The organism is Leucobacter sp. cx-328 (genome assembly GCF_014530035.1).
GTDB lineage: Bacteria > Actinomycetota > Actinomycetes > Actinomycetales > Microbacteriaceae > Leucobacter.
On record NZ_JACVMX010000010.1, the window covers coordinates 58,641 to 85,029 of the forward strand.

20 protein-coding genes are annotated in these 26,389 nt (G+C 62.8%); 9 read left to right on the plus strand and 11 right to left on the minus strand.

What is annotated here, in order from left to right; all coding sequences use genetic code 11:
• Nucleotides 1–27: 27 nt before the first annotated feature.
• Nucleotides 28–741, plus strand: a complete 714-nt coding sequence (locus ICL81_RS10815) for a DUF1361 domain-containing protein (RefSeq protein WP_188034888.1) — start codon at nucleotides 28–30, stop codon at nucleotides 739–741.
• Here the strand turns inward: ICL81_RS10815 and ICL81_RS10820 are convergent.
• Complete coding sequence (locus tag ICL81_RS10820) at nucleotides 707–2,071, minus strand: MFS transporter (RefSeq protein ID WP_188034889.1); 1,365 nt, start codon at nucleotides 2,069–2,071, stop codon at nucleotides 707–709. The two genes, ICL81_RS10815 and ICL81_RS10820, sit on opposite strands and share 35 nt — an antisense overlap.
• 282 nt (nucleotides 2,072–2,353) lie before the next feature.
• Nucleotides 2,354–3,718: a class I SAM-dependent RNA methyltransferase gene (locus tag ICL81_RS10825; protein WP_188034890.1), complete on the minus strand. Its 1,365-nt coding sequence runs from the start codon at nucleotides 3,716–3,718 to the stop codon at nucleotides 2,354–2,356.
• A 93-nt stretch (nucleotides 3,719–3,811) separates the two neighbouring features.
• On the opposite strand from ICL81_RS10825, the gene ICL81_RS10830 reads away from it, so the two are divergent.
• Nucleotides 3,812–5,527 (plus strand): long-chain-fatty-acid--CoA ligase, encoded by a 1,716-nt coding sequence (locus tag ICL81_RS10830; RefSeq protein WP_188034891.1) that lies wholly within the window; start codon nucleotides 3,812–3,814, stop codon nucleotides 5,525–5,527.
• 358 nt (nucleotides 5,528–5,885) lie between these two features.
• Here ICL81_RS10830 and ICL81_RS10835 read toward each other — a convergent pair whose 3' ends face one another.
• Complete coding sequence (locus ICL81_RS10835; protein ID WP_188034892.1) at nucleotides 5,886–6,863, minus strand: SPFH domain-containing protein; 978 nt, start codon at nucleotides 6,861–6,863, stop codon at nucleotides 5,886–5,888.
• A 103-nt stretch (nucleotides 6,864–6,966) separates the two neighbouring features.
• On the opposite strand from ICL81_RS10835, the gene ICL81_RS10840 reads away from it, so the two are divergent.
• A complete protein-coding gene (locus ICL81_RS10840; RefSeq protein WP_188034893.1) occupies nucleotides 6,967–7,623 on the plus strand; it encodes a nucleoside triphosphate pyrophosphatase in 657 nt (218 codons plus the stop codon).
• 48 nt (nucleotides 7,624–7,671) lie between these two features.
• The gene (locus tag ICL81_RS10845) at nucleotides 7,672–9,156 is read left to right on the plus strand and encodes a prealbumin-like fold domain-containing protein (RefSeq protein ID WP_188034894.1); all 1,485 of its coding nucleotides are present in this window, start codon (nucleotides 7,672–7,674) and stop codon (nucleotides 9,154–9,156) included.
• 31 nt (nucleotides 9,157–9,187) lie between these two features.
• Here ICL81_RS10845 and ICL81_RS10850 read toward each other — a convergent pair whose 3' ends face one another.
• Complete coding sequence (locus ICL81_RS10850) at nucleotides 9,188–10,951, minus strand: PucR family transcriptional regulator (protein WP_251382108.1); 1,764 nt, start codon at nucleotides 10,949–10,951, stop codon at nucleotides 9,188–9,190.
• Between the two features lie 199 nt (nucleotides 10,952–11,150).
• Between ICL81_RS10850 and ICL81_RS10855 the strand changes: the two genes are divergently transcribed.
• From ICL81_RS10855 to ICL81_RS10865, 3 genes are all read left to right on the plus strand, one after another.
• Complete coding sequence (locus tag ICL81_RS10855; protein WP_188034895.1) at nucleotides 11,151–12,638, plus strand: CoA-acylating methylmalonate-semialdehyde dehydrogenase; 1,488 nt, start codon at nucleotides 11,151–11,153, stop codon at nucleotides 12,636–12,638.
• Between the two features lie 134 nt (nucleotides 12,639–12,772).
• On the plus strand, nucleotides 12,773–14,140 hold the full coding sequence (locus ICL81_RS10860) for an aspartate aminotransferase family protein (RefSeq protein WP_188034896.1): 1,368 nt from the start codon (nucleotides 12,773–12,775) through the stop codon (nucleotides 14,138–14,140).
• A 158-nt stretch (nucleotides 14,141–14,298) separates the two neighbouring features.
• Nucleotides 14,299–15,675 (plus strand): NAD-dependent succinate-semialdehyde dehydrogenase, encoded by a 1,377-nt coding sequence (locus ICL81_RS10865; protein WP_188034897.1) that lies wholly within the window; start codon nucleotides 14,299–14,301, stop codon nucleotides 15,673–15,675.
• A 454-nt stretch (nucleotides 15,676–16,129) separates the two neighbouring features.
• Here the strand turns inward: ICL81_RS10865 and ICL81_RS10870 are convergent, their stop codons facing one another.
• The 7 genes from ICL81_RS10870 to ICL81_RS12225 form a co-directional block, all read right to left on the minus strand.
• A complete protein-coding gene (locus ICL81_RS10870; RefSeq protein WP_188034898.1) occupies nucleotides 16,130–16,849 on the minus strand; it encodes a CE1759 family FMN reductase in 720 nt (239 codons plus the stop codon).
• 33 nt (nucleotides 16,850–16,882) lie between these two features.
• Nucleotides 16,883–17,341, minus strand: coding sequence for a MarR family winged helix-turn-helix transcriptional regulator (locus ICL81_RS10875; RefSeq protein ID WP_188034899.1), 459 nt, complete (start codon nucleotides 17,339–17,341; stop codon nucleotides 16,883–16,885).
• A 10-nt stretch (nucleotides 17,342–17,351) separates the two neighbouring features.
• Nucleotides 17,352–18,542, minus strand: a complete 1,191-nt coding sequence (locus ICL81_RS10880) for a CE1758 family FMN-dependent luciferase-like monooxygenase (protein WP_188034900.1) — start codon at nucleotides 18,540–18,542, stop codon at nucleotides 17,352–17,354.
• A gap of 385 nt (nucleotides 18,543–18,927) precedes the next feature.
• Complete coding sequence (locus ICL81_RS10885; RefSeq protein ID WP_188034901.1) at nucleotides 18,928–19,530, minus strand: DUF4190 domain-containing protein; 603 nt, start codon at nucleotides 19,528–19,530, stop codon at nucleotides 18,928–18,930.
• Nucleotides 19,531–19,658: 128 nt separating this feature from the next.
• Nucleotides 19,659–20,150: a hypothetical protein gene (locus ICL81_RS10890; RefSeq protein ID WP_188034902.1), complete on the minus strand. Its 492-nt coding sequence runs from the start codon at nucleotides 20,148–20,150 to the stop codon at nucleotides 19,659–19,661.
• 6 nt (nucleotides 20,151–20,156) lie between these two features.
• Nucleotides 20,157–21,035, minus strand: a complete 879-nt coding sequence (locus ICL81_RS10895; RefSeq protein ID WP_188034903.1) for an exodeoxyribonuclease III — start codon at nucleotides 21,033–21,035, stop codon at nucleotides 20,157–20,159.
• 75 nt (nucleotides 21,036–21,110) lie between these two features.
• Nucleotides 21,111–22,046, minus strand: a complete 936-nt coding sequence (locus ICL81_RS12225) for a CPBP family intramembrane glutamic endopeptidase (protein ID WP_188034904.1) — start codon at nucleotides 22,044–22,046, stop codon at nucleotides 21,111–21,113.
• Between the two features lie 207 nt (nucleotides 22,047–22,253).
• Here ICL81_RS12225 and ICL81_RS10905 point away from each other — a divergent pair, with 207 nt between their 5' ends.
• Both ICL81_RS10905 and ICL81_RS10910 read left to right on the plus strand, forming a co-directional pair.
• Nucleotides 22,254–22,817 carry a GNAT family N-acetyltransferase gene (locus tag ICL81_RS10905; RefSeq protein WP_188034905.1) on the plus strand — a complete coding sequence of 188 codons (564 nt, stop codon included), beginning with the start codon at nucleotides 22,254–22,256 and terminating at the stop codon, nucleotides 22,815–22,817.
• A gap of 109 nt (nucleotides 22,818–22,926) precedes the next feature.
• Nucleotides 22,927–26,340: a pyruvate carboxylase gene (locus ICL81_RS10910; protein ID WP_188034906.1), complete on the plus strand. Its 3,414-nt coding sequence runs from the start codon at nucleotides 22,927–22,929 to the stop codon at nucleotides 26,338–26,340.
• Nucleotides 26,341–26,389 lie beyond the last annotated feature (49 nt).

Sequence of the window (26,389 nt, forward strand, 5' to 3'; positions counted from 1 at the left end):
CGACAGCCATCGAATTACCTTTGAACTATGTCGAGTATCTTTACTGCCGCCGTGCTGCTGAACGTCTATGCTGCGCTACTGGTGCTGCTTCGTGCGCCGCTTTTCCGAACGCAGCTGTATCGACCAATGTTGTGGAACATTTGGCTGTCTGTGTTGCCGGTCATCGTGCTCGCAGTCGGCGGCCTTACCGGGCTTGTGTTGCTCCTGGCTTCCCGGCCGGCCGCAATCGTGGTGCTGGTGATAACGGCACTCGTTTGGCTCCTGTTGTTGCCCAACGCGAGCTATCTCATCACCGAGCTCAACTTCTCGCACCGACGCGATGACGATCGCACCGCGCTCTGGTACGACATCATTTTGGTGATCAGCCTCGCGATGTCAGGGGTTGCGAACGCGGTGGTCAACGTCTTCATCGCCCACATTGTGTTTGCCATCACAATGTTTGGCGACGCCGCGAAGTCATTGACTCGGGGGTCTTCACTGGCGTTCGTGGTCGTGATTATGGTGCTTATCTCGTTCGGCATGTATCTCGGGCGGTACCCCCGATTCAATAGTTGGGACCTCAAGCACCCCATCGGTTTTGCGCGCAAGCTCATCGGGCACTTCTCCGAGCGCAGCAACGTGATTACTGCGCTCGGGTTCACGCTCACGTACGCCACCTTCCTCGCACTGATCTATTACTTGATCGTCGGGCCAGCGGTTGAAGGACTCATGATGGTTGAGATGGTCCGCAACGGCGGGTAGCCGGCATGACTGAGCGCAAGTGGTTTTCGTTGTCCAGCCAGTTTGCGCCTGTGTTCTTGAGAAAGAAGATGTACACGAAGAGCGACATCGCAATGACCGTGGTGACGTATCCGATGAAGAGTGGAATCTGGCCGTTTTCCGAGCTCGCTTGATAGAGCAGCGGTGCTGTACCGCCAAAGGCTGAGTTGGAGAGCGCGTACCCAAACCCCACACCGAGCGCGCGAATGTGCGTCGGGAACAGTTCGGCCTTCACGACGGCGTTGATCGAGGTATAGCCGGTCAAGATGATGAAGCCAACCACAAGAATGCAGAATGCCGAGAACGGGTTGGTCTGCTGGGGGAGCGCGGTGAGGAAGTACCAGGTGTACAAGACTCCGCCGATGCCGAAGAAGACGAGCAGCGTCTTACGGCCTACTCTGTCTGAGATCCATCCTCCGAGAGGTTGCAGCAGCATGAGAATTGTCAGTGCCACCAGATTGATGACCGTGCTTGCGATGACGTCGCCAGCGGCAAAGCTCGCTTTGACGATGCTGGGGCCCGTAACGGAGTACGTGTAGAAAGCGAGTGTTCCGCCGGCTGTCACCAGGAAACACAGCAGCAACGGGCGCCATTGATGCACGAGGAGTTCACGCATTGAGCCGCTCTTTGCTGCCTGTCCCACCCGGGCCGCGTCAATCGTGGCTGTTGTGAGTGACTCGTCCATGGAACGGCGAAGCCACAGAACCACAAGAGCTCCAACACCGCCGATACCAAATGCGAGCCGCCATCCCCACGCCGAAATGGCCTCGGGAGTCATGGTGAGCACCATCATCATGAGCGTGGTTTGCGCCAGAACGTGCCCGCCGACGAGTGTGACGTAGTGGAAAGACGACAAGAATCCGCGATGGCCATCGATCGCAGTCTCAGACATATACGTGGCGCTTGTGCCGTACTCGCCTCCGGTGGCAAATCCTTGCAGCAGACGAGCCGCCACGAGAATTACCACTGCTCCTGCGCCGATGGTTACTGCGGTTGGTGTGAGAGCGATGAGCGCTGAGCATGAAGCCATGAGGGCGACCGAGGCGTTGAGGGCGCGGCGCCGGCCATGCCGATCAGCAAACCGGCCGAAGAACCACGAACCGACCGGGCGCATGAGGAAGGTCACCGCAAAGATCGCCCAAACATAGAGTCGTGAGTTTGCGTCACCCTCATCGAAGAACTGAGACTCGAAGTAGGTAGAGAAGACCGAGTACACGTACACGTCGTACCATTCGACCAAATTCCCAGCTGAGCCTTTGAGCGTGTTTGAAATGGAACGCCGAAGCGTTGGTGAGGGCTGTGTTGTCGACATTGACTGGGTCCACCTTTCGCGCTGCGACGCCCCTCGGAGCGGACGGCGCATTCGGAAAAGTATCGACGTGGATGCGCCTCCGAGCAATGCTTCTTGACGACACCGCTTCCGCATGCTGCGATGTGGCGCGGATCGCTGACAGTCTGCGTCACCGGCCGCCTTCGAGCCCGCCCAAGTTCGTTCAGGTCTGGCCCAGCCGACAACAGTGAAGGCCTGGGAGAGCGGTTGCTCTCCCAGGCCTTCTCAGACGTGCGACGACGTTATGCGCGGCGCTTCAAGCGCTTACTCGCCAGCTTCTTCTTCCTGGCGCGTGAACACGGCCATGGTCTCGAAGTGGTGGGTGTGCGGGAAGATGTCGAAGCCGCGCAGCTCGATCAGGTCGTAGCCCTGATCGGTGAGCGTGCGGGTATCGCGCGCAAGCGCGACGGGATCGCATGCGACATAGATGATGTTGCGGGGTGACAGCTTTACGAGCTGCTCCGAGACGTGTCCACCTGCGCCCGAGCGGGGCGGGTCGAGCACGACGGTGCCGCGGGTGATCCGCTCACGAACGGTCGGTGCAGCCTCGAGCAGCTCGGCGAGGTACTTGTCGACCTTTGCCGTGATTGCCATCGCGCCTACGAGCTCAGAGAGGTTCTCTGCTGCGTCGTCGGTTGCTGCGCTTTCAGCCTCAACGGTCGTGACCTTGATGTTCGGTCCGACTGCCTCTGCCATTGCGGCTGCGAGCAGGCCCGCGCCACCGTAGAGGTCGAGGTTGGTTGCGGTCGCGTCAACGAGACCGTCTTCTGCGAGCTCGGCGATCGAGTCGCGAACCGCGTTGAAGAGTACGACAGGTGCGAGGTCGTGGATCTGCCAGAAACCACCCGCGCGTACGGTGAAGCCGCGGTCTTCGACGAGCTCCTGCATTGCGTCGCTCTCGCCGTTGCGCTTGCCCTCAGCAGTGATGAGCATGCGCGAATCGTCGCCTGCCGGATCAACGAGGTCAATCGAGTCAACGCCGAGCATCGACTCCTCAAGCGGAGCGAGCTGGTTCAGCGAATCGGTTGCGAGGGGCAACGACTGCACGGGCACGATATTGCGGCTGCGTGCTGCGTAGGGGCCGACAGCGCCGGTCTCGGGATCAACGTGCAGGCGCACGCGAGTGCGGTAGCCGAGGCCGTTACGCTCGTCGTCGCCGGGCACTGCCTCGACGAGTTCGTCGAGCAGCGCCTCGAACTCTGCCTTGGTCTCTGCATCGTCGTCCTCGCCTGCTGCGAGCTCGATGCCGCCGAAGCGCTGCATCGAATCAACAAGCACCTCCGCCTTCAGGCGACGCTGGCGAGCGAGTGCGATGTGACCGAACTCTGCGCCGCCTGCGCGCTCCTCGGGGGCGCGCTCGACCGATGCTTCTGCCCACACGTGGGGGCGGCGGTCGGGCGAGGCCTCGAGTACCTCAAGCACGATTGCGCGTGCGAATGACTTTTTCTTGGCATCGGTGACGCGCGCAAGTACGCGCTCGCCGGGAATTGCATCAGCGACGAAGACCACGCGGCCTTCGTGGCGTGCAACGCAGACACCGCCGTGGGCGATGCCGGTGATTTCAAGTTCAATCTCATCGCCGACGGAGAGGGCTCCGGCCTGCGGGGAACTAGCTGTACGCTCAGACATCCTTCTATTGTCCCATGTTCTGAAGAGCGGTGCGGTACAGGATTCCTCCCTGGGACTGGGAATATTACCGAAACGGTACGTAAAATCATTACTATGCATCTGAATGAAACCCGAGCGTGGAACAAGTTCTACGCAAAAGGCACTCCGATTGACATTGAGCCAGTGACCGGCTCGCTCATCGATCTGCTCGATGAACGCTGCGCACAGTACGCAGATCGCCCGGCTGCCGCATTCTTCGGTGCCACCACCACGTATCGCGAGCTTGGTGAAAACGTTGCTCGCGTCGCTCAAGGTCTATACGACCTTGGCGTGCGCGCGGGTGACCGTGTTGCGCTCATTATGCCGAACGCCCCGCAGCACGTTGTAGCGTTCTACGCGGTGCTGCGCCTCGGCGCGGTCGTCGTCGAGCACAACCCGCTCTACACCCGAGACGAGTTGGAGACCCAGTTCCGAGATCACGGAGCGCGGATCGTCATCTCCTGGGACAAGAAGGTCGAAACCCTTCAGCAGCTCCCTCAAGACCTCGGCATCGAGACGATCATCGCGGTCGACGTGACCCGCGCGATGCCCCTCAAAATGCGCGCGCTCCTGCGCCTCCCGATCGCGAAGGCGCGTGAGTCGCGTGCGAACCTCACCGCGCCCACCTCGGGAACTGTGCCGTTCGCTCAGCTCATGAAGTCGTCTCCCATCGCGGCGGATCACCCCCGTCCGAAGAAGGACGACATCGCCTGCCTGCAGTACACCTCGGGCACCACCGGTGCGCCGAAGGGCGCGATGATCTCGCATGAGAATCTGTGGGCGAACGCGCGCATGGGCGCTGCGTGGATGCCTGACTTCGAGCACGGCACGGGCAACATCTACGGCTTGCTGCCGATGTTCCACTCGTTCGGTCTGCTGCTCTCGGTCATCTACGCCGTTGAGACGGGTTCGTGCGCGGTGCTGTTCCCGACCTTCGATCCCGCACTCGTCGCAGATGCTTCGAAGAAGTTCCCGCCGACCTTCATTCCCGCCGTGCCGCCGATGTTCGACCGTATGTCTCGCGTCGCGCGTGACGGTTCGCTCGACCTGAAGAACGTGGTCTACGCGATTTCTGGCGCTATGACGCTGACTCCCGCGATCGTCAACCGTTGGGAGGACCTCGCGGGCAGCATGCTCAACGAGGGCTACGGCCTCACTGAGACGAGCCCGATTGCACTCGCGAACCCGTTCAACGAGTCGCGCAAGATTGGCGCGATCGGCCTGCCGTTCCCGTCGACTGATATTCGTGTGGTGGATCCCGAAAACCCCGCGCGCGAGGTCGCGCAGGGTGAGACCGGCGAGCTGCTGATTGCCGGCCCGCAGGTGTTCCATGGGTACTGGAATCGACCAGAAGAGTCTGCAGCAGCTATTTTTGACGGCCGCTGGCTGCGCACGGGTGACCTCGTAGCGCAGGACGAGGACGGCTTCGTCACGGTTGTTGACCGCAAGAAGGAGCTCATCATTACGGGCGGCTTCAACGTCTCGCCGAGCGAGGTTGAAGCGGTCGTGAACGCGCTTCCGGGCGTCGCTGAGTGTGCGGTCGTTGGCGTACCCCGCGGCAGCGGCACCGAGGTGGTGACAGCTGCGATCATTTTGGAGCCCGGCGCTGAGTTCGACGAGGAGGCAGCTCGCGCTGCAGCCCGCGAGCATCTCGCTGAGTACAAGCGTCCGAGTAGCTACCTCATTTGGGAAGAACTCCCGAAGACCCTCATCGGCAAGGTTATTCGCCGCCACGTGCGCGATGCGCTGATCGCTGACCGCAAGGCAGTGCGCGCAAACCTCGACGACTAGGGGCCCGTAGCAAATTTCGGCTCAACCCCTCGAAAACACCCCTTTCTCCCGAAACACCCCCTTTCTGTCGCAAGAAAGGGTCACTCTCGGCAGAAACGGTCGATCTCGAGGGGTTGACCGCAGCCCTGAGCAACCCTGAGCTGATGTGGCACCCAACGCGCAGCATTCCTGGTCCTCGCCAGTGAATAAGGAACGGGCCGGCCATCGGCCGGGCTGCCTTTCCCAATGAGCCGAGGCGCTCACCCAGCTGCACAGCCGAGATTCACCTCACTCCAACGGGCCTGAGGCCGCGCACACGGAGAAAGCCCGGGCAATCACTCGATGAGTGACCGCCCGGGCTTTCGGGTACTTGCGGGGGCTACAGCTTCGCTGCATCTCCCGAACCGTCAGCTGCCTTCGCGGTCAAGATCGAAGTCCGAATCTGCTCGCCAATGAGGCCAACGCCGTCGGCACCGCCGGGCAGGAAGACCGTGGTCGTCTTGCCAGCACTCGCGACGCCAAGCATGGTGTCGAAGTACTGGTTGGCCAGCATGACCTCTTCTGCGTTGGCAACGCCCGCCTCCTGAAGCACGCGGCGCTGCTCTGCCAGACCCTCAGCGATTGCGCGGCGCTGCATCGCGATGCCCTCACCCGAGAGGCGCTTAGCCTCACTGTCGCCCTGCGCCTTACCGATGACGCCGATCTTGTACGCTTCAGCTTCTGCGGTCGCGGCGTCACGCATGCGCTCGGCGGCGTTGATGCGGTTCATCGCTGCCTCGACCTCTCCGTCGGGGCGGACACCCGTGACGAGGGTGCGCACGATCTCGTAGCCGTACTCCTGCATCGTGGTGCTGAGCTGCTCGTTGACCTCTGACGCGATGCGGTCCTTCTCGGCGAAGACATCATCGAGCGTCTTGCTCGGCACGGTTGAGCGCACGGCGTCGAAGATGTAGCTCGCGATCTGCTCGTCGACGTCGGTGAGCGCGTAGTTTGCGCGGTACAGGTTGCTGTCTTCGCGGGTGTCAGCGCTGCCGTCGGTGCGTGAGGGAGTGCGCTCCGAGTTTGCGACGCGGTACTGCACCGAGACGTCGAGATCGACGGTCACCTTGTCGTTCGTGATCGTTGAGATGACGCGGTCCATCTGCTGAATACGCAGGCTCATGCGGTTCGCAATCGTGTCAACGATGGGGATACGTGCGTTAATGCCAGCCTTTGCCATGCGGTGGAACTTGCCGAATCGCTCGATCACGGCCACCTGGTTGGTTTTCACGATGTAGAGAGATGCTGCCAAGAGAATGACAATAAGCACGATCGCCACTACCGCGATCACCACACCAAGAATTGCTGAGTCGGACATCTGAGTTCGCCTCCTTTGCGCGCGCTTTCGGTGCGCGTCGCGTTCAGTTCGACAATTCTCCCAGGAACCACCGACACTTGTCGATGCACCTTAGGCTTGTGGCATGCGCCTGTATCTCGCTTCCACGTCACCCGCTCGACTTTCGGTTCTCCGTGGAGCCGGCATTGAGCCAATCTGCTTCTCGCCCAACGTTGACGAGGACACAGAAGTGCAGAAGCGCGAAGCCGAGCTCGGCCGCAAGCTCACTACCCCCGAGTTCACCGAGTACCTCGGCCGGCTGAAGGCCGAGGACGTCGTACGCCGCTATGGCCCAGAGGGGACAAATGAGATTGACGGGCTCGTGCTCGGCGGTGACTCGATGTTCCTGCTCGACGGCGAGATCCTCGGCAAGCCGCACGTCCCCGACGTCGCGCTCGATCGCTCCAAGCAGCACCGTGGCAAGACCGGCGTCCTGCACTCGGGCCATTGGCTCGTTGATGTCACGGGCGGCAAGGTGCACGGTGGGCGCGGATCCGTCGACACCGCAACCGTCACCCTCGCAGCCGATGTCACCGACGAAGAGCTTGCCGCTTATGTCGCGACGGGGGAGCCGCTGCAGCTTGCTGGCGGATTCGCCATCGACGGCCTCGCAGGCGCCTTCATTGAAAAGATCGAGGGTGCTCCGAGCTGCGTCATCGGTCTCTCGCTGCCCGCACTGCGACTGCTGGTGCGTGATCTCGGCCACGACTACACGACCCTCTGGAACCTCCCCGCGGCCTAATACTCCACACCTCTTGCTTATTCGTGGCAAAAGCATAGATTTATATGTATGAACACAAAGCAAAGAGGCTTGGGCATCGCGCTGGCCGGAGCAACCGTATTGTCGCTGGGGCTGCTCACGGCGTCCCCTGCACTCGCGGAGGATGCCCCCGCGGACTCCACTGCGGCTAATGCTGCCGCGGTCGAAGATGTTCCTTCGAACTGCACGCTCAGCGAAACGCACTTCCTGTATGACACATATAAAGAACCTGCGTTGAACCTCTTTGTGAAGAGAACGATTACACCCGATCCGAATGTTCCGTTCGATCCAGACAATCCGCAGCAGTTTTTCCGAAGCGGGACCGGCACGTTCACAAACCAAACCCATCATGTGTTCTACGAGCCGGTGATGTTTATTCGAGACAAGGCTGTCATCCAAGATGTTGGTCCAGGCGCCGTCACCGTATGGTTGGTGTTTGATCCAGCGACCATGGCGTTCCGGAGCTCTACCAACGTAAAGTGGCTACCCACTTGGGAGCCGATCACAGGACGCATGGAAGTGAAGTATCGGGACACCGATACCCCAGTGATTCTTTTTGATGCCAGCGACCTCAACCTCACAAACGGTGGGTCGCGCCCCGGATATCCGCTGCCCAATATTGCACCTGGTGCAACACAGACAGTGAATTACAAAACCTCGACCACTGCTCCGACCAGGGGAGGGGGTGCCTACTATGGCTACAGCTGGCACGCAAACCTCGCAGGGCAGACCTGTCTTCCTGTTCCCACAGTTGCGCCGGTGACCGATTCGAGCACCCTCCTGCTCGAGGGCACCGGAACCACTCAGGGCGACGTGATCACGCTGAGTGACGATCTGGGAAATGACCTCGGTACGGCAACGGTGCAACCTGACCTGACCTGGAAGGTCGATTTGGCCGCACCCGTGGACCCCACTGCGCAGAAGGTGGTGGCTGTAGCAACCGACATCTTTGGCTTCACAGGTACGGCCGAGACCGCATTGCTCGGCTCAGTGTCTTGGACAAAAGCGAGTAGCGAGAACTCTGAGCTCTTGGACGGATCAGCCTGGAACATCTCCGGCCCCGATGGCTTCACACTCGATGTGACCGATGGTGGGCAGCGCGACACCAATGCGGAAGCGGGCCAGCTGGAAATTGAGAGCCTGAAACTTGGGAAGTATGTACTGACGGAAACGGTTGCGCCTCAGGGGTTTGTGCGGTCGGAGAAGCCGATTGAGTTCGAAATTGATACCAACAATTGGGTGATTGATCTCGGGCAGGTACTCAACGATCCGATTAAGGCCGTGGACCCGGTTGAGCCGGTGGATCCAGCCGACCCGAAGGATCCTGCAGACCCTGAGAAACCTGGCGACACCGCGAAGCCAACGGGGCAGACAAAAGCACCTGCCGGTGGCGGGCTCGCGCACACGGGCGCTGATTCCCTGTCGCTGCTCGGGTTCGGAGCAGCGGGTCTCGTGCTGGCAGGGCTTGGAGCCACGTACCTCGCGTCACGCAGAAAAGCGCGCAACGCGGCCTAACCTCCCGCTGCAGCAGCGCCGATCGTTGCCCTCACCCCCGCGCCAACAGCGCCACGGTGAGGGCAGCGATCGTTGCGCCCTCCGCAAGGTCGACGTCAAGCAGCTCCTCGATGAGTGCAATGCGCTGGTAGAACACTGATCGCGATAGGCGCGCCTCCTGGGCGGCGAGTGAGCGGTTCGTGGGGTGTGCAAGGTACGCCGCGAGCACCACGAGGAGATCGCCGCTGTGGCCAGCACCGCGCTCGCCGTCGTGGGTGACGAGCGGTTCAAGCATTGAGCGAGAGAAGTCCTGGACCTCGGGCGTGGACGACAGACCACGCACGAGGTAGGCGAGGGGTTGGCGTTCGGCGAGGAGGACGTCGACTCGGCCTGATCCGCGCACCGTGCGAGCGACAGAGCGCGCGGCAGGGCCGGGACCGACCGGGCCCGCACCGAGCGCCCCCGCGCCCGCAGGCACCTCGTGCGCGATGCGCTCCAGCGAGGAGATGAGTGCTTTGGGGCGCCGGGCGGCGACACCGAGGGACAGCCGCGCGCGCCAGGACGCTGGCAGCGTCGCGGGAAGCATCATCTCGAGCTCCTTCGCGAGCCGCGACGCGAGTGGATGCGGTGCGTCTGGCAGCAAATCCGCGCTCGTGAGCGCGCGCGTCTGACCGGTGCGCGGATCATCTTCAGGGAACGACAACAGCGCGACCAATCCGCGAGCTGACCGAGGGTTCGCCGCAAGCAACACCCTGCCGTCTGGGGCAACTGCACGGCGCAGCGCGGTGCGCAGGGTCGCAAGTTCGAGACCCTCGTGCCCACCAAAATCACCCGTGCCCGTGAGCGTCGCGCCGAACAGTTCGCGGCCGGCCATGGGAAGGCCAGCCGACTCCAGCTGCAGCGTGAGATCGCGCTCGCCGCGGTACCGGCCCTCGAGCACGGCATCGAAGAGTCGCTTCGAACCGAGTTCGAGCCACTGCTCGCCATCGGCATCTGCGAGGCGGCCGAGCGCGAGGGCGAATGCGCCGAGCTCCAGCACGGTTGCGCGGCCGGCTGGGTGCGGCGCCCCTGGTAGCGCCGTCAAGAATCCCCAGCGCTGCCCGCGAGCTTCCACCGCGACCCTGGTTGAGCCAGCTGGGGGGCGCGGATCCGCACCGCTGTGCTGCGCCGCAGCCCACACCGCGAGCAACTCGTCGTCTCCAGCAGGGACGGTGCCCGTCTGTGGGCCTGCCTGCGCCCACGCGATCACGCGATGGCCAGCGTCTTCGAGCACGACGGGGGAGCCGAGCACATCGGCGATCCGCGCCACGACATAGTCGACCGGGCTGCGGTTCAGGCCGAGCTCCGTGAGCATGCTGTGCACGGCCTCGCGGGCTTCGAGCGCTTCGTTCTGGGCGGCGAGCACGCGCTGGTGCACGCGCTGCGTAATCTGTACGAACCTGACCTCGTTGTGTAGAGCGATGAGCGGAATTCCGTGTTCGAGGCAACGCGCGACGAGCGCGGGTGGTGCGGTCTCGAAGCCGGCCCCGAGCTCGAAGACGACGGCAGCGGGATCCGCGCCCGTCAGCGTCTCGGCGAGCGCCGCAAGTGAGGCATCATCGCTCGGCCAGCCGGCGCCCGTGGTGAGCACCAGCTCGCCACCGTCCAGCAGCGCGGCAGCGCTCGCGCCCGCGACGACGTGCGCCCAGCGGACCGGACGCATGAGTCCCAGGTCGCCCGTGACAAGCTCGGGTGAACCAGCCGAAATCTCGGTGAGGCTCAGCACATCGCGCACGGTCGGAAGCGGGGCATTCTCCTGCTGCATTGCGGTCTCCATGACTCGATCATACAAAGTGTCCGAAAAATGCGAGCATTGGGGATGTTTTGCTGGTCGCGGGCGTCGATTCGTCCTGGCAAGCTAGATCTGCACGGGGAATCTTCCCCGAACACTCTGCCTGAAGTTCAATGTGGATCCCAGTGACGGCCCGCTTGAATACCCAGGTTTCACCAGTAATCACGAGAAAGGACGAGCACGCATGGCGCTCATTCCTCACGTTATCGGCGGCGAAAAGGTCGAAGCAGCAGCACGCAAGCAGGCTGTCTACAACCCCGCAACCGGTGAGCAGATCCACGAGGTCCCCATCGCAGGCGTAGAGACCGTCGAGCAGGCAATCGCTGCAGCACAGGCTGCACTGCCCGCATGGCGCAAGACCAGCCTGACCAAGCGCGCAGATGTGTTCTTCCGCCTCCGCCAGCTCCTCAAGGCACGCACCCCCGAGATCTCGGCACTCGTGACCGCAGAGCACGGCAAGGTCCTCGACGACGCAGCAGGTGAGGTCGCACGTGGCCTCGAGAACGTTGAGTTCGCAGCAGGCCTCATGAACCTCCTCAAGGGCGAGCGCGACGAGCAGGTCTCGACCGGCGTCGACGTCCACTCGGTGAAGCAGCCCGTCGGCGTTGTCGCGGCAATCACCCCCTTCAACTTCCCCATCATGGTTCCCCTCTGGATGATCGCTTCGGCAATCGCATGCGGCAACACCGTGGTTCTCAAGCCTTCGGAGCGCGACCCTTCGGCTTCGGTCTTCATCGCTGACCTCTTCCGCGAGGCTGGCCTGCCCGACGGCGTGCTCAACGTCGTTCACGGCGACAAGACCGCTGTCGACACCCTGCTCGACGCACCCGAGGTCAAGGCAATCTCGTTCGTCGGTTCGACCCCCATCGCGAAGTACATCTACTCGCGTGCGGCAGAGAACGGCAAGCGCGTGCAGGCACTCGGCGGCGCAAAGAACCACATGCTCGTCATGCCCGACGCTGATCTCAAGGTCACCGCTGACGCAGCTGTTTCGGCAGGCTACGGCGCAGCTGGCGAGCGTTGCATGGCCGTTTCGGTCGTCGTCGCTGTCGGTGACGAGGTCGCGGATCGCCTGATCCCCGAAATCGCAAAGCGCATCGCAGACCTCAAGATCGGTGACGGCGCTGCTCCCGGCACCGACATGGGCCCGCTCATCACCCCCGAGGCGAAGGCTCGCGTTGAGGGCTACGTTGCAGGCGCAGAGGCAGAGGGCGCAACCATCGTGGTTGACGGCCGCGACTTCAAGTTCGAGGGCAACGGCTTCTTCACCGGCGCAACCCTGCTCGATCACGTCAAGACTGACAGCGCGGTATATCGCGAAGAGATCTTCGGCCCGGTCCTCGCGGTTGTTCGCGTAGACAGCTACGAAGAGGGTCTCCGCATCATCAACGAGCACCAGTACGGCAACGGCACCGCGATCTTCACCCGTGACGGTGGCGTCGCACGCCAGTTCGAGTTCGAGGTTGAGGCTGGCATGGTCGGCATCAACGTGCCGATCCCCGTACCCGTTGGCTCGTTCTCGTTCGGTGGCTGGAAGAACTCGCTCTTCGGCGACACCCACATCTACGGCCCCGAGTCGATCAACTTCTACACCCGTTCGAAGGTCGTCACCACTCGCTGGCCGAACCCCGAGCAGTCGAAGATCGACCTCGGCTTCCCGAGCAACGGCTAACGAGCCCCACACTTCCATCGCCCCGAGGGCGGTTCGTGAACTGCTGTCTTCCCCAGCGCGGCAGCTCACGGACCGTCCCGGGGCTTTGGTCCTAGGTTTTAGTACTTTCACCGCAGAAGGAACTCTCACACAACATGTCTGATTATGTAGACCTCAACGGCACCGAGCAGGCGTTCGGTGATACCGACGCACAGCGCGAGGTTCGTTCGAACGATCGCGACTACGTCTTCCACTCGTGGTCGGCGCAGGGCAAGATTAACCCGCTCCCCATCGCCAAGGGCGAGGGCGTTCGTTTCTGGGACTACGACGGCAAGGAATACCTTGACTTCTCGTCGCAGCTCGTGAACCTGAACCTTGGTCATCAGCACCCCGGTCTGATCCGCGCCATCCAGGAGCAGGCAGGTCGCCTCGCGACCATCCAGCCCGCAATGGCAAACGACGTGCGCGGCGAGCTCGCAAAGCGCATCGTTGAGCACTCGTTCGAGGGCGCGCGCTCGGTCTTCTTCACCAACGGTGGCGCAGACGCCAACGAGTACGCAGTGCGTATGGCTCGTCAGTCGACTGGTCGTCAGAAGATCATGGCGCGCTACCGCTCGTACCACGGCTCGACCTCGACCGCGATCACCCTCACCGGTGAAGCACGTCGCTGGCCGAACGGCACCCCCGACGCAGGCGTTGTCCACTTCATGGGCCCGTACCAGTACCGCTCGGAGTTCCACGCTGAGTCCGAGGCGCAGGAGTCGGAGCGCGCGCTCCGTCACCTCGAGCACACGATTCAGCTCGAAGGCCCCGACACCATCGCGGCAATCATCCTCGAGACCGTGACCGGCACCAACGGCATCTTCGTCCCGCCCTCAGGCTACCTGCCCGGCGTGCGCGAGATCTGCGATCGCTACGGCATCCTCCTCATCTGCGATGAGGTTATGGCTGGCTTCGGCCGCACCGGTGAGTGGTTCGCGTTCCAGGGCTTCGACATCACCCCCGACCTCGTCACCTTCGCAAAGGGTGTCAACTCGGGCTACGTCCCCCTCGGTGGCGTTGTGATCAGCGAAAAGATCCACCAGGCGTTCGAGGAGACCTCGTTCCCCGGTGGCCTCACTTACTCGGGTCACCCGCTCGCCTGTGCAGCAGGCGTCGCAACCTACGACATCTTCAAGGAAGAGCAGATCCTTGAGCGCGTTCGCGATCTCGCTGCGCGCGTGATCGAGCCCCGCCTCACTGAGATGGCAGCGAAGCACAAGTCGATCGGCGAAGTGCGCGGCAAGGGCTTCTTCTGGGCGCTTGAGCTCGTCACCGATCGCGAAACCCGCGAGCCGCTCGGCGCAGAGGCGTACAACAACGTTGTCGCAGCCTGCAAGAGCGCGGGCCTCTGGCCCTTTGCAGCTGGCAACCGCCTGCAGATTGCGCCGCCGCTCATCACGAGCGAAGAGGACCTCGTGAAGGGCCTCGACATCATCGACGCAGCGCTCGACGCTGCAGATGCTGCTTACGTAGGTAAGTAACCCTTAGCCGGGGATTGGGTGTGAGCCTGATCCCCGGCTCTTGGTTTTCCCGATCCGCCACGACAGACTGGCTACGGGGCAACCCCAACCGCATCCATCCGCGCGCGACACGACTCGTTGCGCGACCGGAGCACCCAACCCAGGACAAAGGAGTTTCAATGTCCAAGTACCGCGTGCAGAACCCTGCAACCGGCGAAATCGTCGAGACGTTCGAAGCAGCGACCGACGCACAGATCGACGCTGCGATCACCGCAGCAGACGACGTCTACCGCGAGTGGCGCGAACGCAGCGTGCAGGAGCGCGCAGGCGTCATCAAGCGCGTCGCTGAGATCTTTGGTGAGCGCAAGGAAGAGCTTGCAAAGATCATCGCAGTCGAGATGGGCAAGACCTACGAGGAAAGCCTCGACGAGGTCCAGTTCGCAACCGACATCATCGAGTACTACGCGGTGTACGGCCCCGGCCTCATCACCGACTACGAGATCCCCAGCACCGTACCCGGCAAGGCGTACGTCGAGCACAAGTCGCTCGGTGTGCTGCTCGGCGTTATGCCCTGGAACTTCCCGTACTACCAGGTCGCGCGCTTCGCAGCTCCCAACCTGCTGCTCGGCAACACCATTCTGCTGAAGCACGCAGACATCTGCGCACGCTCGGCACTCACCATGCAGGAGATCTTCGAGCAGGCTGGCGTTCCCGTCGGTGGCTACCAGAACATCTTCGCGTCGCACTCACAGATCGCGACGATCATCGCGGACAAGCGCGTGCAGGGCGTCTCGCTCACCGGTTCGGAGCGCGCAGGCGCGATCATCGGTGCGCAGGCTGGCCAGAACCTCAAGAAGTGCGTGCTCGAGCTCGGCGGCATCGACCCCATGGTCGTGCTCGACTCGGACGACGTCGCTGCAGTTGCTGCTGAGGCGTGGAACTTCCGCGTCTACAACGGCGGCCAGGTGTGCAACTCGAACAAGCGCCTCATCGTCATGGACGACATCTACGACGAGTTCGTTGCAGAGCTCAAGAAGCTTGCCGCTGGCCTGAAGCCAGGCGACCAGCTCAACATGGGCGAGGGTGAGTACGCTCCGCTCTCGAGCCGTGCGGCTGCGGAGACCGTCAACGAGCAGGTGCAGCGCGCGGTTGCAGCAGGCGCGACCATCGAGGCTGGCGGCGTGCTTTCGGAAGGGCCCTCGGCGTACTACTCGCCGACCGTCCTCACCGGTGTGCCTCGCGACTCCGACTCGTACCGCGAAGAGATCTTCGGCCCGGTCGCTACCGTCTACCGCGTATCGAGCGACGAGGAAGCGCTCGAACTCGCAAACGACTGTGACCTCGGTCTTGGTGGATCGGTCTTCTCGACCGACGAAGCGCGCGCAGCTCGCGTCGCATCGCGCCTCGAGGTCGGCATGGCACACGTGAACACGATCGCTGCGGAAGCCGCAGAGATTCCGTTCGGTGGCGTCAAGAGCTCTGGCTACGGCCGCGAGATGGGCCCCCTCGGCATTGGCGAGTTCGCGAACAAGCGGTTGTACTTCGTCGCTGCGTAGTTCTCGCTGGGTCTGAGCGCTCACCCTGGGGTCAACCCCTCGAAACTGGCACTTTCTGCCGAGATCATCCCTTTCATACGTATGAAAGGCCCCTTCTCGAGAGAAACGGTCGGTTTCGAGGGGTTGACTCGTTGGCGGGCGCCGTTTGGGTGTCTGAACCGGTTCCGTTGAGGTGTTCTGTCGCCCTGGTGGGTGGGAATGGCCGCCCGGCCACTGGCCGGCCCGTTCTTCCTCCTTGGCGGTGCATGTGAGGTGCTGAGGTTTGGGTGCCGCACAGCCTGCGCCCACCGTGCGCCATTGGCGCGCACATCACGCGCTAGCCATCCTCATCCAGCGCGCAAAATGCACATGGGCTCCTCAACAGAGAAGCCCATGTGCGGGATACGAATGACAGCGCGCTCCCTCAGAAAGGGGACAGGGCCGTGAGGCCCAACGGGGGAGCGAGCCCGAAGCGTTACTTGCCGCCGGTTGCCATGCGCATGAGGTCGGAGTCGAAGTCGATGCCGAACTCGGATCCGCCAGCACTACCGAAGGTGTGCTGGTAGCTGTTCCACGAATCTCCGCGGACGGTCTCGCGGAAGCCCGCCTCGACCAACGCAAGCAGCTCGGTAGCGGCGCGATCCACGCGCTTGCCGAACTCGCCGGTGCTGTAGTCATCTGGCGAGCTCACGAGTGAGGTCGGAACGGTGATCGTGCGAAGGTAAGAGAAGAGCCCACGCAACTGGTCGTCAACGACGAGCGAGTGACGTGCGCTGCCGGCGGTCGCGCCGAGCACGACCGGGGTGCCGATGAGCAGGTCGTTGTCGAGCACCTGGAAGAATGCGGTGAAGAGCCCGCTCGCGCCTGCCTTGTAGACGGGGGTCGCCGCGATGATGCCGTCGGCATCGCGCATGAGATCGCTCGCCTTCTGCAGCTCGGGCGACACGTGCTGGGTCGTGATCGCGGTCATGATGTCGCTGGCGATGTTGCGCAGGTTAATGACGCGCGCTTCAATGGCCACGCCCCGCTTCTCAGCGAGTGCGAGCACGCGGGAGACCGTGCGATCGGCGAGCATGCCTGTCGACGAGGGTTCACCGGTGCCGGCGTTGACGACGACGATCTGCTTGACTGCCGAAGCGGTGATTTCGGTGTGTTCAGGGTCGGCGATGCCAACCCCATCGAACGGTGCGTTCATGAGGTGTTTCTCCAAAGAAAGTCTGTGTGGGTGCTACTTGTCGAGTAGCTTGCGGCAGAGCGCCTGGAGCTCTTCGAGCTCTTCGGAGGACAGTCTGCTGGTGAGTTCGCGATTCACGCTGCGGCCGTGCGCGCGACCGATCTCGCGCTGTACCTCGGTGCCGGTTTCGGTGAGGCGGATCCGCACTGCGCGACCATCCTCTGGGTCTGGTTCGCGCGCAACAAGACCGCGGTTTACGAGGCGATCGACGAGCCGTGAGAGGGCGGGCTGGCTGAGCAGCACGCCCTCGCACAGATCGTTCAAACGCAGTGGCGTCGAGGCCTTCGCGAGGGTGTAGAGCACGTCGTACTCGCGCATGCTCGCGTTCTTCCAGATCGGCTCGGCGCCAAACCCGCCCATGAAGCGTGAGTACACGGTGATGAACGACTCCCAAGTTTCATTGGCGAGACGAATATCGGCGCGTGAGCTGCCTGCTACTGAGTCGGGGGTCATGACACTAATTTTAGTTCAGGCCGAAAGCTGCGCCGCGCGCACCCGGTGAATCCTGGTAAGGGGAGCCGCCGGTGACGTTGTCGCCACGGTTTGCGTTGGGGCGCGGCTGGCGAGGTGCCTCGTCGCCGTACTTTGCCTTGACCAGCTGTGCGTGGGTCGGCGCGGTTGCGGGAACGCCTGCAACGCGCTTCGCCTCGAGCTCTGCCCGGACAACGGGGACGACGTGCTCGCCGAGCAGATCGATCTGCTCGAGCACCATCTTCTCAGGGAGGCCTGCGTGGTCAACGAGGAACAGCTGGCGCTGGTAGTCGCCGAACGTCTCGCGGAAGGTCAGGGTCTTGTCGATGACCTCCTGCGGGCTGCCGACCGAGAGCGGAGTCTGCTGCGCGAAGTCTTCCATGCGGGGGCCATTGCCGTAGACGGGAGCCGCGTTGAAGTACGGGCGGAAGCGCTCGTGCGCATCCTGCGAGTTCTTCGAGATGAAGGCCTGGCCGCCGAGGCCGACGATTGCCTGCTCTGCCTTGCCGTGGCCGTAGTGTTCGAAGCGCTGGCGGTAGAAGTTGATAAGGCGGAGCGAGTGCTCTGAGGGCCAGAAGATGTGGTTCGCGAAGAAGCCATCACCGTAGTACGCAGCCTGCTCTGCAATTTCAGGAGTGCGGATCGAGCCGTGCCAGACGAACGGGGGAACGTCATCGAGGGGACGAGGCGTCGAGGTAAAGCCCTGCAGTGAGGTGCGGAACTTGCCTTCGAAGTCGACGACGTCTTCTCGCCACAGGCGGTGGAGCAGGTTGTAGTGCTCGAGCGCGAGGGGGAGACCGCTGCGAATGTCCTGGCCGAACCAGGGGTACACGGGCGCAGTGTTGCCGCGGCCGAGCATGAGATCCATGCGGCCATCAACGAGGTGCTGGAGCATTGCGTACTCTTCGGCGAGACGAACGGGGTCGTTCGTGGTGATGAGCGTGGTACTCGTCGAAAGCTTGATCTTTTCGGTCAGTGCGCCGATGTGCGAGAGCAGCGTGGTCGGTGACGACGAGAAGAATGGCGGGTTGTGGTGCTCGCCGACTGCGAAGACGTCGAGGCCTGCATCTTCTGCGTGCTTTGCAATGCGAACGGTCGCCTTGATGCGCTCCGCCTCACTCGGGGTCTCGCCCGAAATCGGGTCGCGAGTGATGTCACTGACCGACATGATGCCGAATTCCATGATGTTCTCCGTTTCTGCTCGGATCCGCTGGGCTGACTCGAGCGAAACCGTGGAGCGGTGTTGTTCGAGAGTGTGCCCGAGGGGCTAATAACTAAAGTATATGCGCTTGCATGTAAATATAACGTGAAAGGTTGCTGGGTATTCCAACTTTGGGAAAAAGTTTTTCCGCGGGCCTGCCAAACCCCGCGAAAACGGGCCTTTCTCCCGAAACAGGTGCTTTCATGCGCAAGTAACACCCCTTTTCGAGAGAAACGGGTGATCTCGAGGGGGTGACTTCGAGCGAAGCCTGCCGATGAGGCGGGGCTGGGGTGCTCGAATGACAAAAGGTGCTGACCCAGTGACACACTGAGTCAGCACCTTTTGCCTTGCGCCGGGCGGCTACTGCCTAGTAGTAGTACATGTTCGACATGATCATGGCACCGATGATGGAGCTGATGAGCGAACAGAACAGGCCAATCGAGCCGGTCACGATGCCGGTAATCGCCTTCCCTCGTGCATTGCCGCGCTTGAGCGCGAGAATGCCCATGACGATGGCGGTAATACTTGCTGCCCAGCCAAGAATGGCGAGGAGCCAAGCGAGAACGATCGAGAGAATGCCAAGAATCATCGATGTGGTGGCACCTGCGGTAGATGAGTTGGCACCTGGAGGAATCGCGCCGGTGCCTGGCATGTACCCGGGAGCTGCGTACTGCGGCTGGAAGGGCTGACCCTGCTGAACCGGCTGGCCCTGCTGAGCCGGCTGGCCCTGCTGGAAGGGCTGACCCGGCTGAGGTGCATAGCCGGGGTGCGGTGCGTACTGGGTCGCAGCCGGCTGCGCCGGGGCTGCAGGAGGCTGCACCGGTGCCGCAGCAGCTGCCTGGCGCTGTGCTTCAGCTTCGGCGATCGCTGCTTCCTGAACCGCGTCTACCGGCTGCGCTGGGTGCTGCGAAGCCTTAACGGGAGGCTCCGGGGGCACTGCGGGTCCTGAGAATGGCGTGAGTTCTGACACGTCGGCTCCTTCGTGTGCGAAGCCTTCAGGGTGAAGAATCCGCGCTATAGGTCTGACCTGAAGCGTAACTCACATATGCCATTCATAGGGTGTTCCTGTGCAGGATTGTAGGGATGGTGAGTAGCCACTCAACGCCGAGCCTCAGAAACTGCGGTGCGGAACCAAATTTCGAGCGATTCTGAATTTTCTGTAACGACACGAAACCCCGGCTTCGCACGCATCAGCTCGAGAAACACCTGTGTGGCCTCAACGTACGGGAGCCAGTATTTGCCGGTTTCCATCGCATCGATCCGCCAAGTACTCACCTTGCCAGCGATGGTTTCGAGGCGCAGTTCGCCTGGGTCGTGCGGATCGAGGGGAGCGGCCTCGCCGCTCGACGCGGTGAGGAGTGCCGAAAGCGCATCAAATAGCCGCGAGCCGGCGCGTGAGCGAGTGGTGTCGCAGCTGAGATCGATGCTCGTCAGTGAGTCCCACGGGAGGAACTCGTCGAACTGGTGGGTCTGCACCCCGCAGATCCCGCTGGCGGAGACTACCGCGTGACTGCCCAGCGGATCGCCCAGCAGTACCTCACCCGCCGCGTGATGCAGTGGGCCAAAGCGCCAGTCAGCCGTGGGAGACATGAGTAGTTAGAACACCATCGGGCGGTCGTACTCGTCCTCGAATGTGCCGCCGAGGAGTGACGGGTCGATCTCGACAACCACCGGGACATGGTCGCTCGGGCCGTCGCCCTTACGCTCGTCGCGTGCAATGTGCGCGTCGACGACTGTGTCAGCGAAGGCTTCTGAGGCCATGATGAAGTCGATACGCATGCCTTCGTTCTTCTGGAAGCGGCCGGCCTTGTAATCCCAGAACGTGTATCCCTCAGGGACGATCGGGCGCACGACATCGCTCACAAGCGGCAGGAACGAGTTGAAGACCTCGCGCTCCTCTGCTGAAACATGCGTCGACTGGCCGACGGTGAAGCTCGGGTCGGCCATGTCGGCGTCGAGCGGTGCGATGTTCCAGTCGCCCATGAGCGCGAGCGGGAGATCAGGATCTTCACCCAGCCACGCCTCAGTGTTGGCGCGCAGCGCACGCAGCCAGTTGAGCTTGTACTCGAAGTGCGGATCATCGAGCCCACGGCCGTTCGGCACATACAGGCTCCAGAGACGCAGATCGCCAACGGTCACGCCGAGCGCACGCGCCTCGACGGGCAGGTCGTTTGCGCCGGTCGTCTGCACGCCTTCCTGGCCCTTGATCGGGTTGCCGAAACCCGGGATATTCGGGAATTCACGAGCAACATCAGTCATCTCGTGGCGGCTCGCGATCGCGACGCCGTTCCACTGGTTCAGACCAAAGATCTCAACCTGGTAGCCAGCCTGCTCAAACGCCTCGAGGGGAAACTGCTCAGGCTTGCACTTGATCTCTTGCATGGCGAGCACGTCAATGTCTTCCCGCACGAGCCAGTCGACGACGCGGCCGACGCGAGTGCGGATCGAGTTGACGTTCCAAGTAGCGATCTTCATACGTTCCACACTACCGGCGACCACTGACATCGGGTGGCGGTGAGGCGATGCGGTCGCGATCCGCGCCCCTGCGAGTTAGGCGCCAGCAACCGCGGCCGAGTCAGCAGCCGGAGCAGCTACCCGCGCCTCACGTAGCTTGCGCACTGCCGGTCGCACGAGCAGGGCGAGCATTGCCGCGAGCACCAGGGTCACGATGATGCTGCCCTCGATGCCGAAGGTGCCGCCGGTGAGGAGCGCATTGCCCGACTCCGAGGTCGTTGTGGTGAAGATGCTGCCGCCCTTACTGCTCTGGCCAGATACGGCCGCGCCAAAGAGCCACGACTGTGACCAGTTCCACGCGGCGTGGAACGCGCAAACGCCCCACAGTGCGCCGTCGCGAATTGCCCAGCAGCCGAGCACAAGGCCGACGAGCAGCAGGTTGATGATCGGGAGCACGTTCATACCGTCGTTCTGCCCGTGGAGCGCAGCGAACAGCACCGCCTGCAGAACGATCGCGACCGGGGCGCCGAAGCTGCGTGCGTACGACTGCATGGCAAAGCCGCGCATGGCGATTTCTTCCGCAGATGACTGCACGCCGAAGATTGCGATCCACGCCACGAGCATGAGCCACTGCGAGCCGGTCATGGCGCCGGCGGTCCAGCTGATGGAGCCCTGCCCGGTGAGCGCAAGCAAGACCATCGAGATCGCCACGAGGCCGACGCCGGTGCCGGCGCCGAGCAAGATCTGACGCGGCGCGCGGGTAGCGTTTGTGAAGCCGAGCGTTGAGAACTTGCGTCCCTCCTTGAACCGCACCCACAGGAAGATAATGAGCGCAATCGCGCCGAATGCCACGATTGTCATCCACGCGGGAGCGTCCATCGTGCCGGTAATCATGGAGTAGACCATCGAGGAACCGATGAGTCCGCCAAAGACCGCCACAACTGCGATGATCGTGCCCAGGATGAATCCGGTCGGGCGCTTCGCAGCGAAGGTGCCGCTCAGTGGTGCGGGGAGAGTGGTGGGACGAGGCACGATTGGCTCCTTGGGGCTTGTTGAGTGCTGTCTCTGACTGTAAGTGATGCGTTGCCTGCCGTGTGGAGTTTGGCGCATAGCTGCCATCGGCGCTCACAAGGCGCGGATCGGGAACTTCCGGCCAGTATTCGAGAGATTCTGTGGACAACGGGAAGCTCGGCATACGCCGCGTGGAAAAATGGTGCCAACGGGGCAGGAAGGCAGGCCATGCACATTCGCGACGCGGTACACGCTGACATTGAGCCGATCACCGAGATCTACAACGACGCGGTGATCAACTCGACGGCGATCTGGAATGACCAAACGGTCAGCACAGAGGACCGGCGTGCGTGGTGCGAAGCACGGCAGGCTGCGGGCTTCCCGGTGATCGTCGCGGTTGACGAAACCGCGGCTGCGGGGTCCGGCGTCATCGCCTATGCGACCTTTGGTGACTGGCGTGCGTGGGACGGCTACAAGCACACCGTTGAACACTCCATTTATGTGCGATCAGACCAACAGCGCGGGGGCCTCGGCATGCAGCTCATGACCGAACTGATTGCGCGGGCTCGAGCAGCAGAGAAGCACGCCATGATTGCGAGCATTGAGTCGGGTAATAAGGGGTCGATCCGCCTCCATGAAAAGCTCGGTTTCACGACCATAGGCATCTTCCCCGAGGTGGGTACGAAGTTCGGCCGCTGGCTCGATCTCACCTGCATGCAGCTGACGCTGCAGTCCGCAGCGAGCCCGGCAGAGATGACGCGTTCAACGGTGATGGCTGTGCCCGCTACCTGAGTCACAGCCGCGATTCCCTCCATACGGGGGTGACGCGGCGAAATGTTCGCAGATACGATGCACAGAGCGGGGTTGCTCCGCTGAACGCCTGAAAGGACCGTCGGTGCCGATGTTCACGAAGATTCTGGTTGCAAACCGTGGTGAGATTGCGATTCGTGCGTTCCGTGCGGCGCACGAGCTTGGTGCGAAGACCGTTGCGGTGTTCCCGTATGAAGACCGCAACTCGCTCCACCGGCTGAAGGCCGATGAGGCCTACCTCATTGGCGAGGTCGGGCACCCGGTACGTGCGTACCTCGATGTGTCTGAGATTGTGCGCGTTGCGGTCGAGTCAGGTGCTGACGCGATCTACCCAGGGTACGGTTTCCTGTCGGAAAACCCTGAGCTGGCTGCTGCCGCAGACGAAGCTGGGATTCGCTTCATCGGGCCTGGCAAGCTTGCGCTCGAAATGGCGGGCAACAAGGTTGCCGCGAAAGAGCATGCGATTGCGGCGGGTGTTCCCGTGCTGCGATCCACGCCCCCATCGACCGACGTCGAAGAACTGATCACGGGTGCCCGTGAAATCGGCTTCCCCGTATTCGCAAAGGCCGTTGCCGGTGGTGGCGGTCGCGGCATGCGCCGAGTTGAACGCGAAGCTGATCTGCGAGACGCCCTCAACTCCGCGATGCGGGAGGCGGGCTCTGCGTTCGGTGACTCGACAATGTTCATTGAACAGGCAGTGCTGCGCCCGCGCCACATCGAAGTGCAGGTGCTCGCTGACCACACGGGCGCGACCGTGCACCTGTTCGAGCGTGACTGCTCAGTGCAGCGTCGACATCAGAAGGTCGTTGAGATCGCTCCCGCTCCGAATCTCTCGCAAGAGAAGCGTGACGCACTCACCCGCGACGCGATCGCGTTTGCTGAGTCGATTGGATACGAGAATGCAGGAACCGTAGAGTTCTTGCTCGACACCGAGGGTGACCGCGCCGGCGAGCATGTGTTCATTGAGATGAACCCGCGCATTCAGGTCGAGCACACTGTCACCGAAGAGGTTACTGACGTTGACCTTGTACGTGCACAGATGCTCATCGCCTCTGGCTCGACGCTCGCTGAGCTCGGCCTTACCCAGGACAAGATCGAGCTCAAGGGTGCGGCGCTGCAGTGCCGCATCACGACGGAAGATCCGGCAAACGGGTTCCGCCCCGACCTCGGGCGCATCACGGCCTACCGTTCACCGGGTGGTGGCGGTGTGCGTCTCGACGGCGGCACGATCGACGCCGGCGCACAGATCAGCCCGCACTTCGATTCCATGCTGGCCAAGCTCACCTGCCGTGGCCGCTCGTTCGACGACGCGGTGGTGCGTGCTTTGCGTGCGCTGGCCGAGTTCCGTATTCGCGGTGTCGCGACAAACATCCCCTTCCTCCAAGCCGTGCTGGCAGATCCCGACTTCCAGGCAGGCAAGGTCGCAACCTCGTTCATCGAAGAGCGTCCGCATCTGCTCAATATGAACAAGCCAAAGGACCGCGCAACCCGCCTCCTGCAGTACGTCGCAAACGTAACGGTCAACCAGCCCAACGGTGACAAGCCAGCCGTCCTCGACCCGGCAGACAAGCTGCCCGCGCTCGACCTCTCGCAGGCCGCACCAGCCGGCGCACGCCAGCGCCTGCTCGAACTCGGCCCCGAACGCTACGCACAGGCGCTCCGCGAGCAGACCGCGCTCGCCGTCACTGACACCACGTTCCGTGACGCGCACCAGTCGCTGCTTGCTACCCGCGTACGCACGAAAGACCTCGCGCTGGTTGCGCCGCACGTCGCCCGTCTGACCCCTGAACTGTGGTCGGTTGAAGCCTGGGGCGGCGCAACGTATGACGTCGCGCTGCGCTTCCTCGGAGAAGACCCTTGGGAACGTCTCGCGGCACTGCGCGAAGCGTTGCCAAACGTGCCTATCCAGATGCTGCTCCGCGGCCAAAACACCGTCGGGTACACGCCCTACCCAGCTGAGGTTGCGCAGGCGTTCGTGCGTGAGGCTGCGGCGACTGGCGTTGACGTCTTCCGCATCTTCGACGCGCTCAACGACGTCAACCAGATGCGGGTAGCGATCGATGCGGTGCGTGAAACCGGGTCGGCAGTTGCAGAGGTGGCGATGGCCTACACGGGTAACCTGCTCTCGCCAGCGGAAGACAAGTACACGCTCGACTACTACCTGCACCTCGCGGAGTCGATCGTCGATGCCGGTGCCCATGTGCTCGCAATCAAGGACATGGCCGGCCTCCTGCGCCCCGCCGCAGCTGCGAAGCTCGTGCGCGCGTTGCGTGAGCGCTTCGACCTCCCGGTGCACCTGCACACGCACGACACCCCTGGCGGCCAGCTCGCGACCCTGCTCGCTGCGGCAGACGCCGGAGTTGACGCGGTCGATGCGGCCTCGGCACCCATGTCGGGCACGACCTCGCAGCCGTCGCTGTCGGCGCTCGTTGCGAGCCTTGCTGACACCGAACGTGACACTGGCATCAGTGAGCAGTCCGTGACCGCGCTCGAGCCGTACTGGGACGCAGTGCGCACGCTGTACCGTCCGTTCGAGTCCGGTCTTCCCGCGCCAACCGGCCGCGTGTACGCGCACGAGATTCCCGGTGGCCAGCTGTCGAACCTGCGTCAGCAGGCGATCGCACTCGGCCTCGCTGAGAACTTTGAGAAGATCGAAGACATGTATTCGGCAGCGGATCGCATCCTCGGCCGCATTCCCAAGGTCACGCCATCGTCAAAGGTCGTCGGTGACCTCGCGCTGCACCTCGCTGCCGTTGACGCTGACCCGGCAGACTTTGAGCAGCACCCCGCGAACTACGACATCCCTGACTCGGTCGTCGGCTTCCTTGCTGGCGAGCTGGGCGAGATTCCCGGTGGCTGGCCCGAACCGTTCCGCTCGAAGGTGCTCGCGGGCCGCCGCGTCGGTAGTGGCGCTGGTGCTGGGACGCTTGGCGCGCTGGAACCAGCTGACCAGGCATCCTTGGTCGAGGCGGGGGCGGATCGTCGCGCCACGCTCAATCGCCTCCTGTTCGCAGGCCCAACCAAGCAGTTCGAGGCAACCCGGGAGCAGTTCGGTGATCTTTCAGTGCTGAACACGGGAGATTACCTCTACGGGCTCGAACCGGGTGCTGAGCACGCGATCGACCTGGCGAAGGGCGTGCGACTTTACGTTGTGCTCGAAGCAATTGGCGAGCCAGATGACAAGGGCGTGCGCACCGTCATGCTGAAGGTCAACGGCCAGCTGCGCCAGGTCTTCGTGAAAGACGAGAACGTCGCCGTCACTGCTCCCGTCGCAGAGAAGGCAGACCGCACGGTCGCTGGCCAGGTCGCAGCGCCCTTCTCAGGCACCGTCACGTTGCACGTCGGTATTGGCGAAGAGATTGAGGCGGGTCAGCCTGTCGCAACCATCGAAGCAATGAAGATGGAAGCGGCGATCACCTCGCCCGTGGGTGGCCGAGTGGCGCGCGCAGTCTTCGCAGGTGCGCGTTCCGTCGAATCCGGTGACCTGCTGCTCGTCATCGAGTAGCCAAGGCGGTGTGGGTGCCTCGCGTCACCCTGCGCGTTCGGCCCAGCCA

What these genes read in the sequence shown, in the direction of transcription:
- ICL81_RS10815 (WP_188034888.1), top strand. Translation starts at nt 28, where the DNA reads ATGTCGAGTATCTTTACTGCCGCCGTGCTGCTGAACGTCTATGCTGCG.
- ICL81_RS10820 (WP_188034889.1), bottom strand. Translation starts at nt 2,071, where the DNA reads ATGTCGACAACACAGCCCTCACCAACGCTTCGGCGTTCCATTTCAAAC.
- ICL81_RS10825 (WP_188034890.1), bottom strand. Translation starts at nt 3,718, where the DNA reads ATGTCTGAGCGTACAGCTAGTTCCCCGCAGGCCGGAGCCCTCTCCGTC.
- ICL81_RS10830 (WP_188034891.1), top strand. Translation starts at nt 3,812, where the DNA reads ATGCATCTGAATGAAACCCGAGCGTGGAACAAGTTCTACGCAAAAGGC.
- ICL81_RS10835 (WP_188034892.1), bottom strand. Translation starts at nt 6,863, where the DNA reads ATGTCCGACTCAGCAATTCTTGGTGTGGTGATCGCGGTAGTGGCGATC.
- ICL81_RS10840 (WP_188034893.1), top strand. Translation starts at nt 6,967, where the DNA reads ATGCGCCTGTATCTCGCTTCCACGTCACCCGCTCGACTTTCGGTTCTC.
- ICL81_RS10845 (WP_188034894.1), top strand. Translation starts at nt 7,672, where the DNA reads ATGAACACAAAGCAAAGAGGCTTGGGCATCGCGCTGGCCGGAGCAACC.
- ICL81_RS10850 (WP_251382108.1), bottom strand. Translation starts at nt 10,951, where the DNA reads ATGGAGACCGCAATGCAGCAGGAGAATGCCCCGCTTCCGACCGTGCGC.
- ICL81_RS10855 (WP_188034895.1), top strand. Translation starts at nt 11,151, where the DNA reads ATGGCGCTCATTCCTCACGTTATCGGCGGCGAAAAGGTCGAAGCAGCA.
- ICL81_RS10860 (WP_188034896.1), top strand. Translation starts at nt 12,773, where the DNA reads ATGTCTGATTATGTAGACCTCAACGGCACCGAGCAGGCGTTCGGTGAT.
- ICL81_RS10865 (WP_188034897.1), top strand. Translation starts at nt 14,299, where the DNA reads ATGTCCAAGTACCGCGTGCAGAACCCTGCAACCGGCGAAATCGTCGAG.
- ICL81_RS10870 (WP_188034898.1), bottom strand. Translation starts at nt 16,849, where the DNA reads ATGAACGCACCGTTCGATGGGGTTGGCATCGCCGACCCTGAACACACC.
- ICL81_RS10875 (WP_188034899.1), bottom strand. Translation starts at nt 17,341, where the DNA reads ATGACCCCCGACTCAGTAGCAGGCAGCTCACGCGCCGATATTCGTCTC.
- ICL81_RS10880 (WP_188034900.1), bottom strand. Translation starts at nt 18,542, where the DNA reads ATGGAATTCGGCATCATGTCGGTCAGTGACATCACTCGCGACCCGATT.
- ICL81_RS10890 (WP_188034902.1), bottom strand. Translation starts at nt 20,150, where the DNA reads ATGTCTCCCACGGCTGACTGGCGCTTTGGCCCACTGCATCACGCGGCG.
- ICL81_RS10895 (WP_188034903.1), bottom strand. Translation starts at nt 21,035, where the DNA reads ATGAAGATCGCTACTTGGAACGTCAACTCGATCCGCACTCGCGTCGGC.
- ICL81_RS10905 (WP_188034905.1), top strand. Translation starts at nt 22,254, where the DNA reads ATGCACATTCGCGACGCGGTACACGCTGACATTGAGCCGATCACCGAG.
- ICL81_RS10910 (WP_188034906.1), top strand. Translation starts at nt 22,927, where the DNA reads ATGTTCACGAAGATTCTGGTTGCAAACCGTGGTGAGATTGCGATTCGT.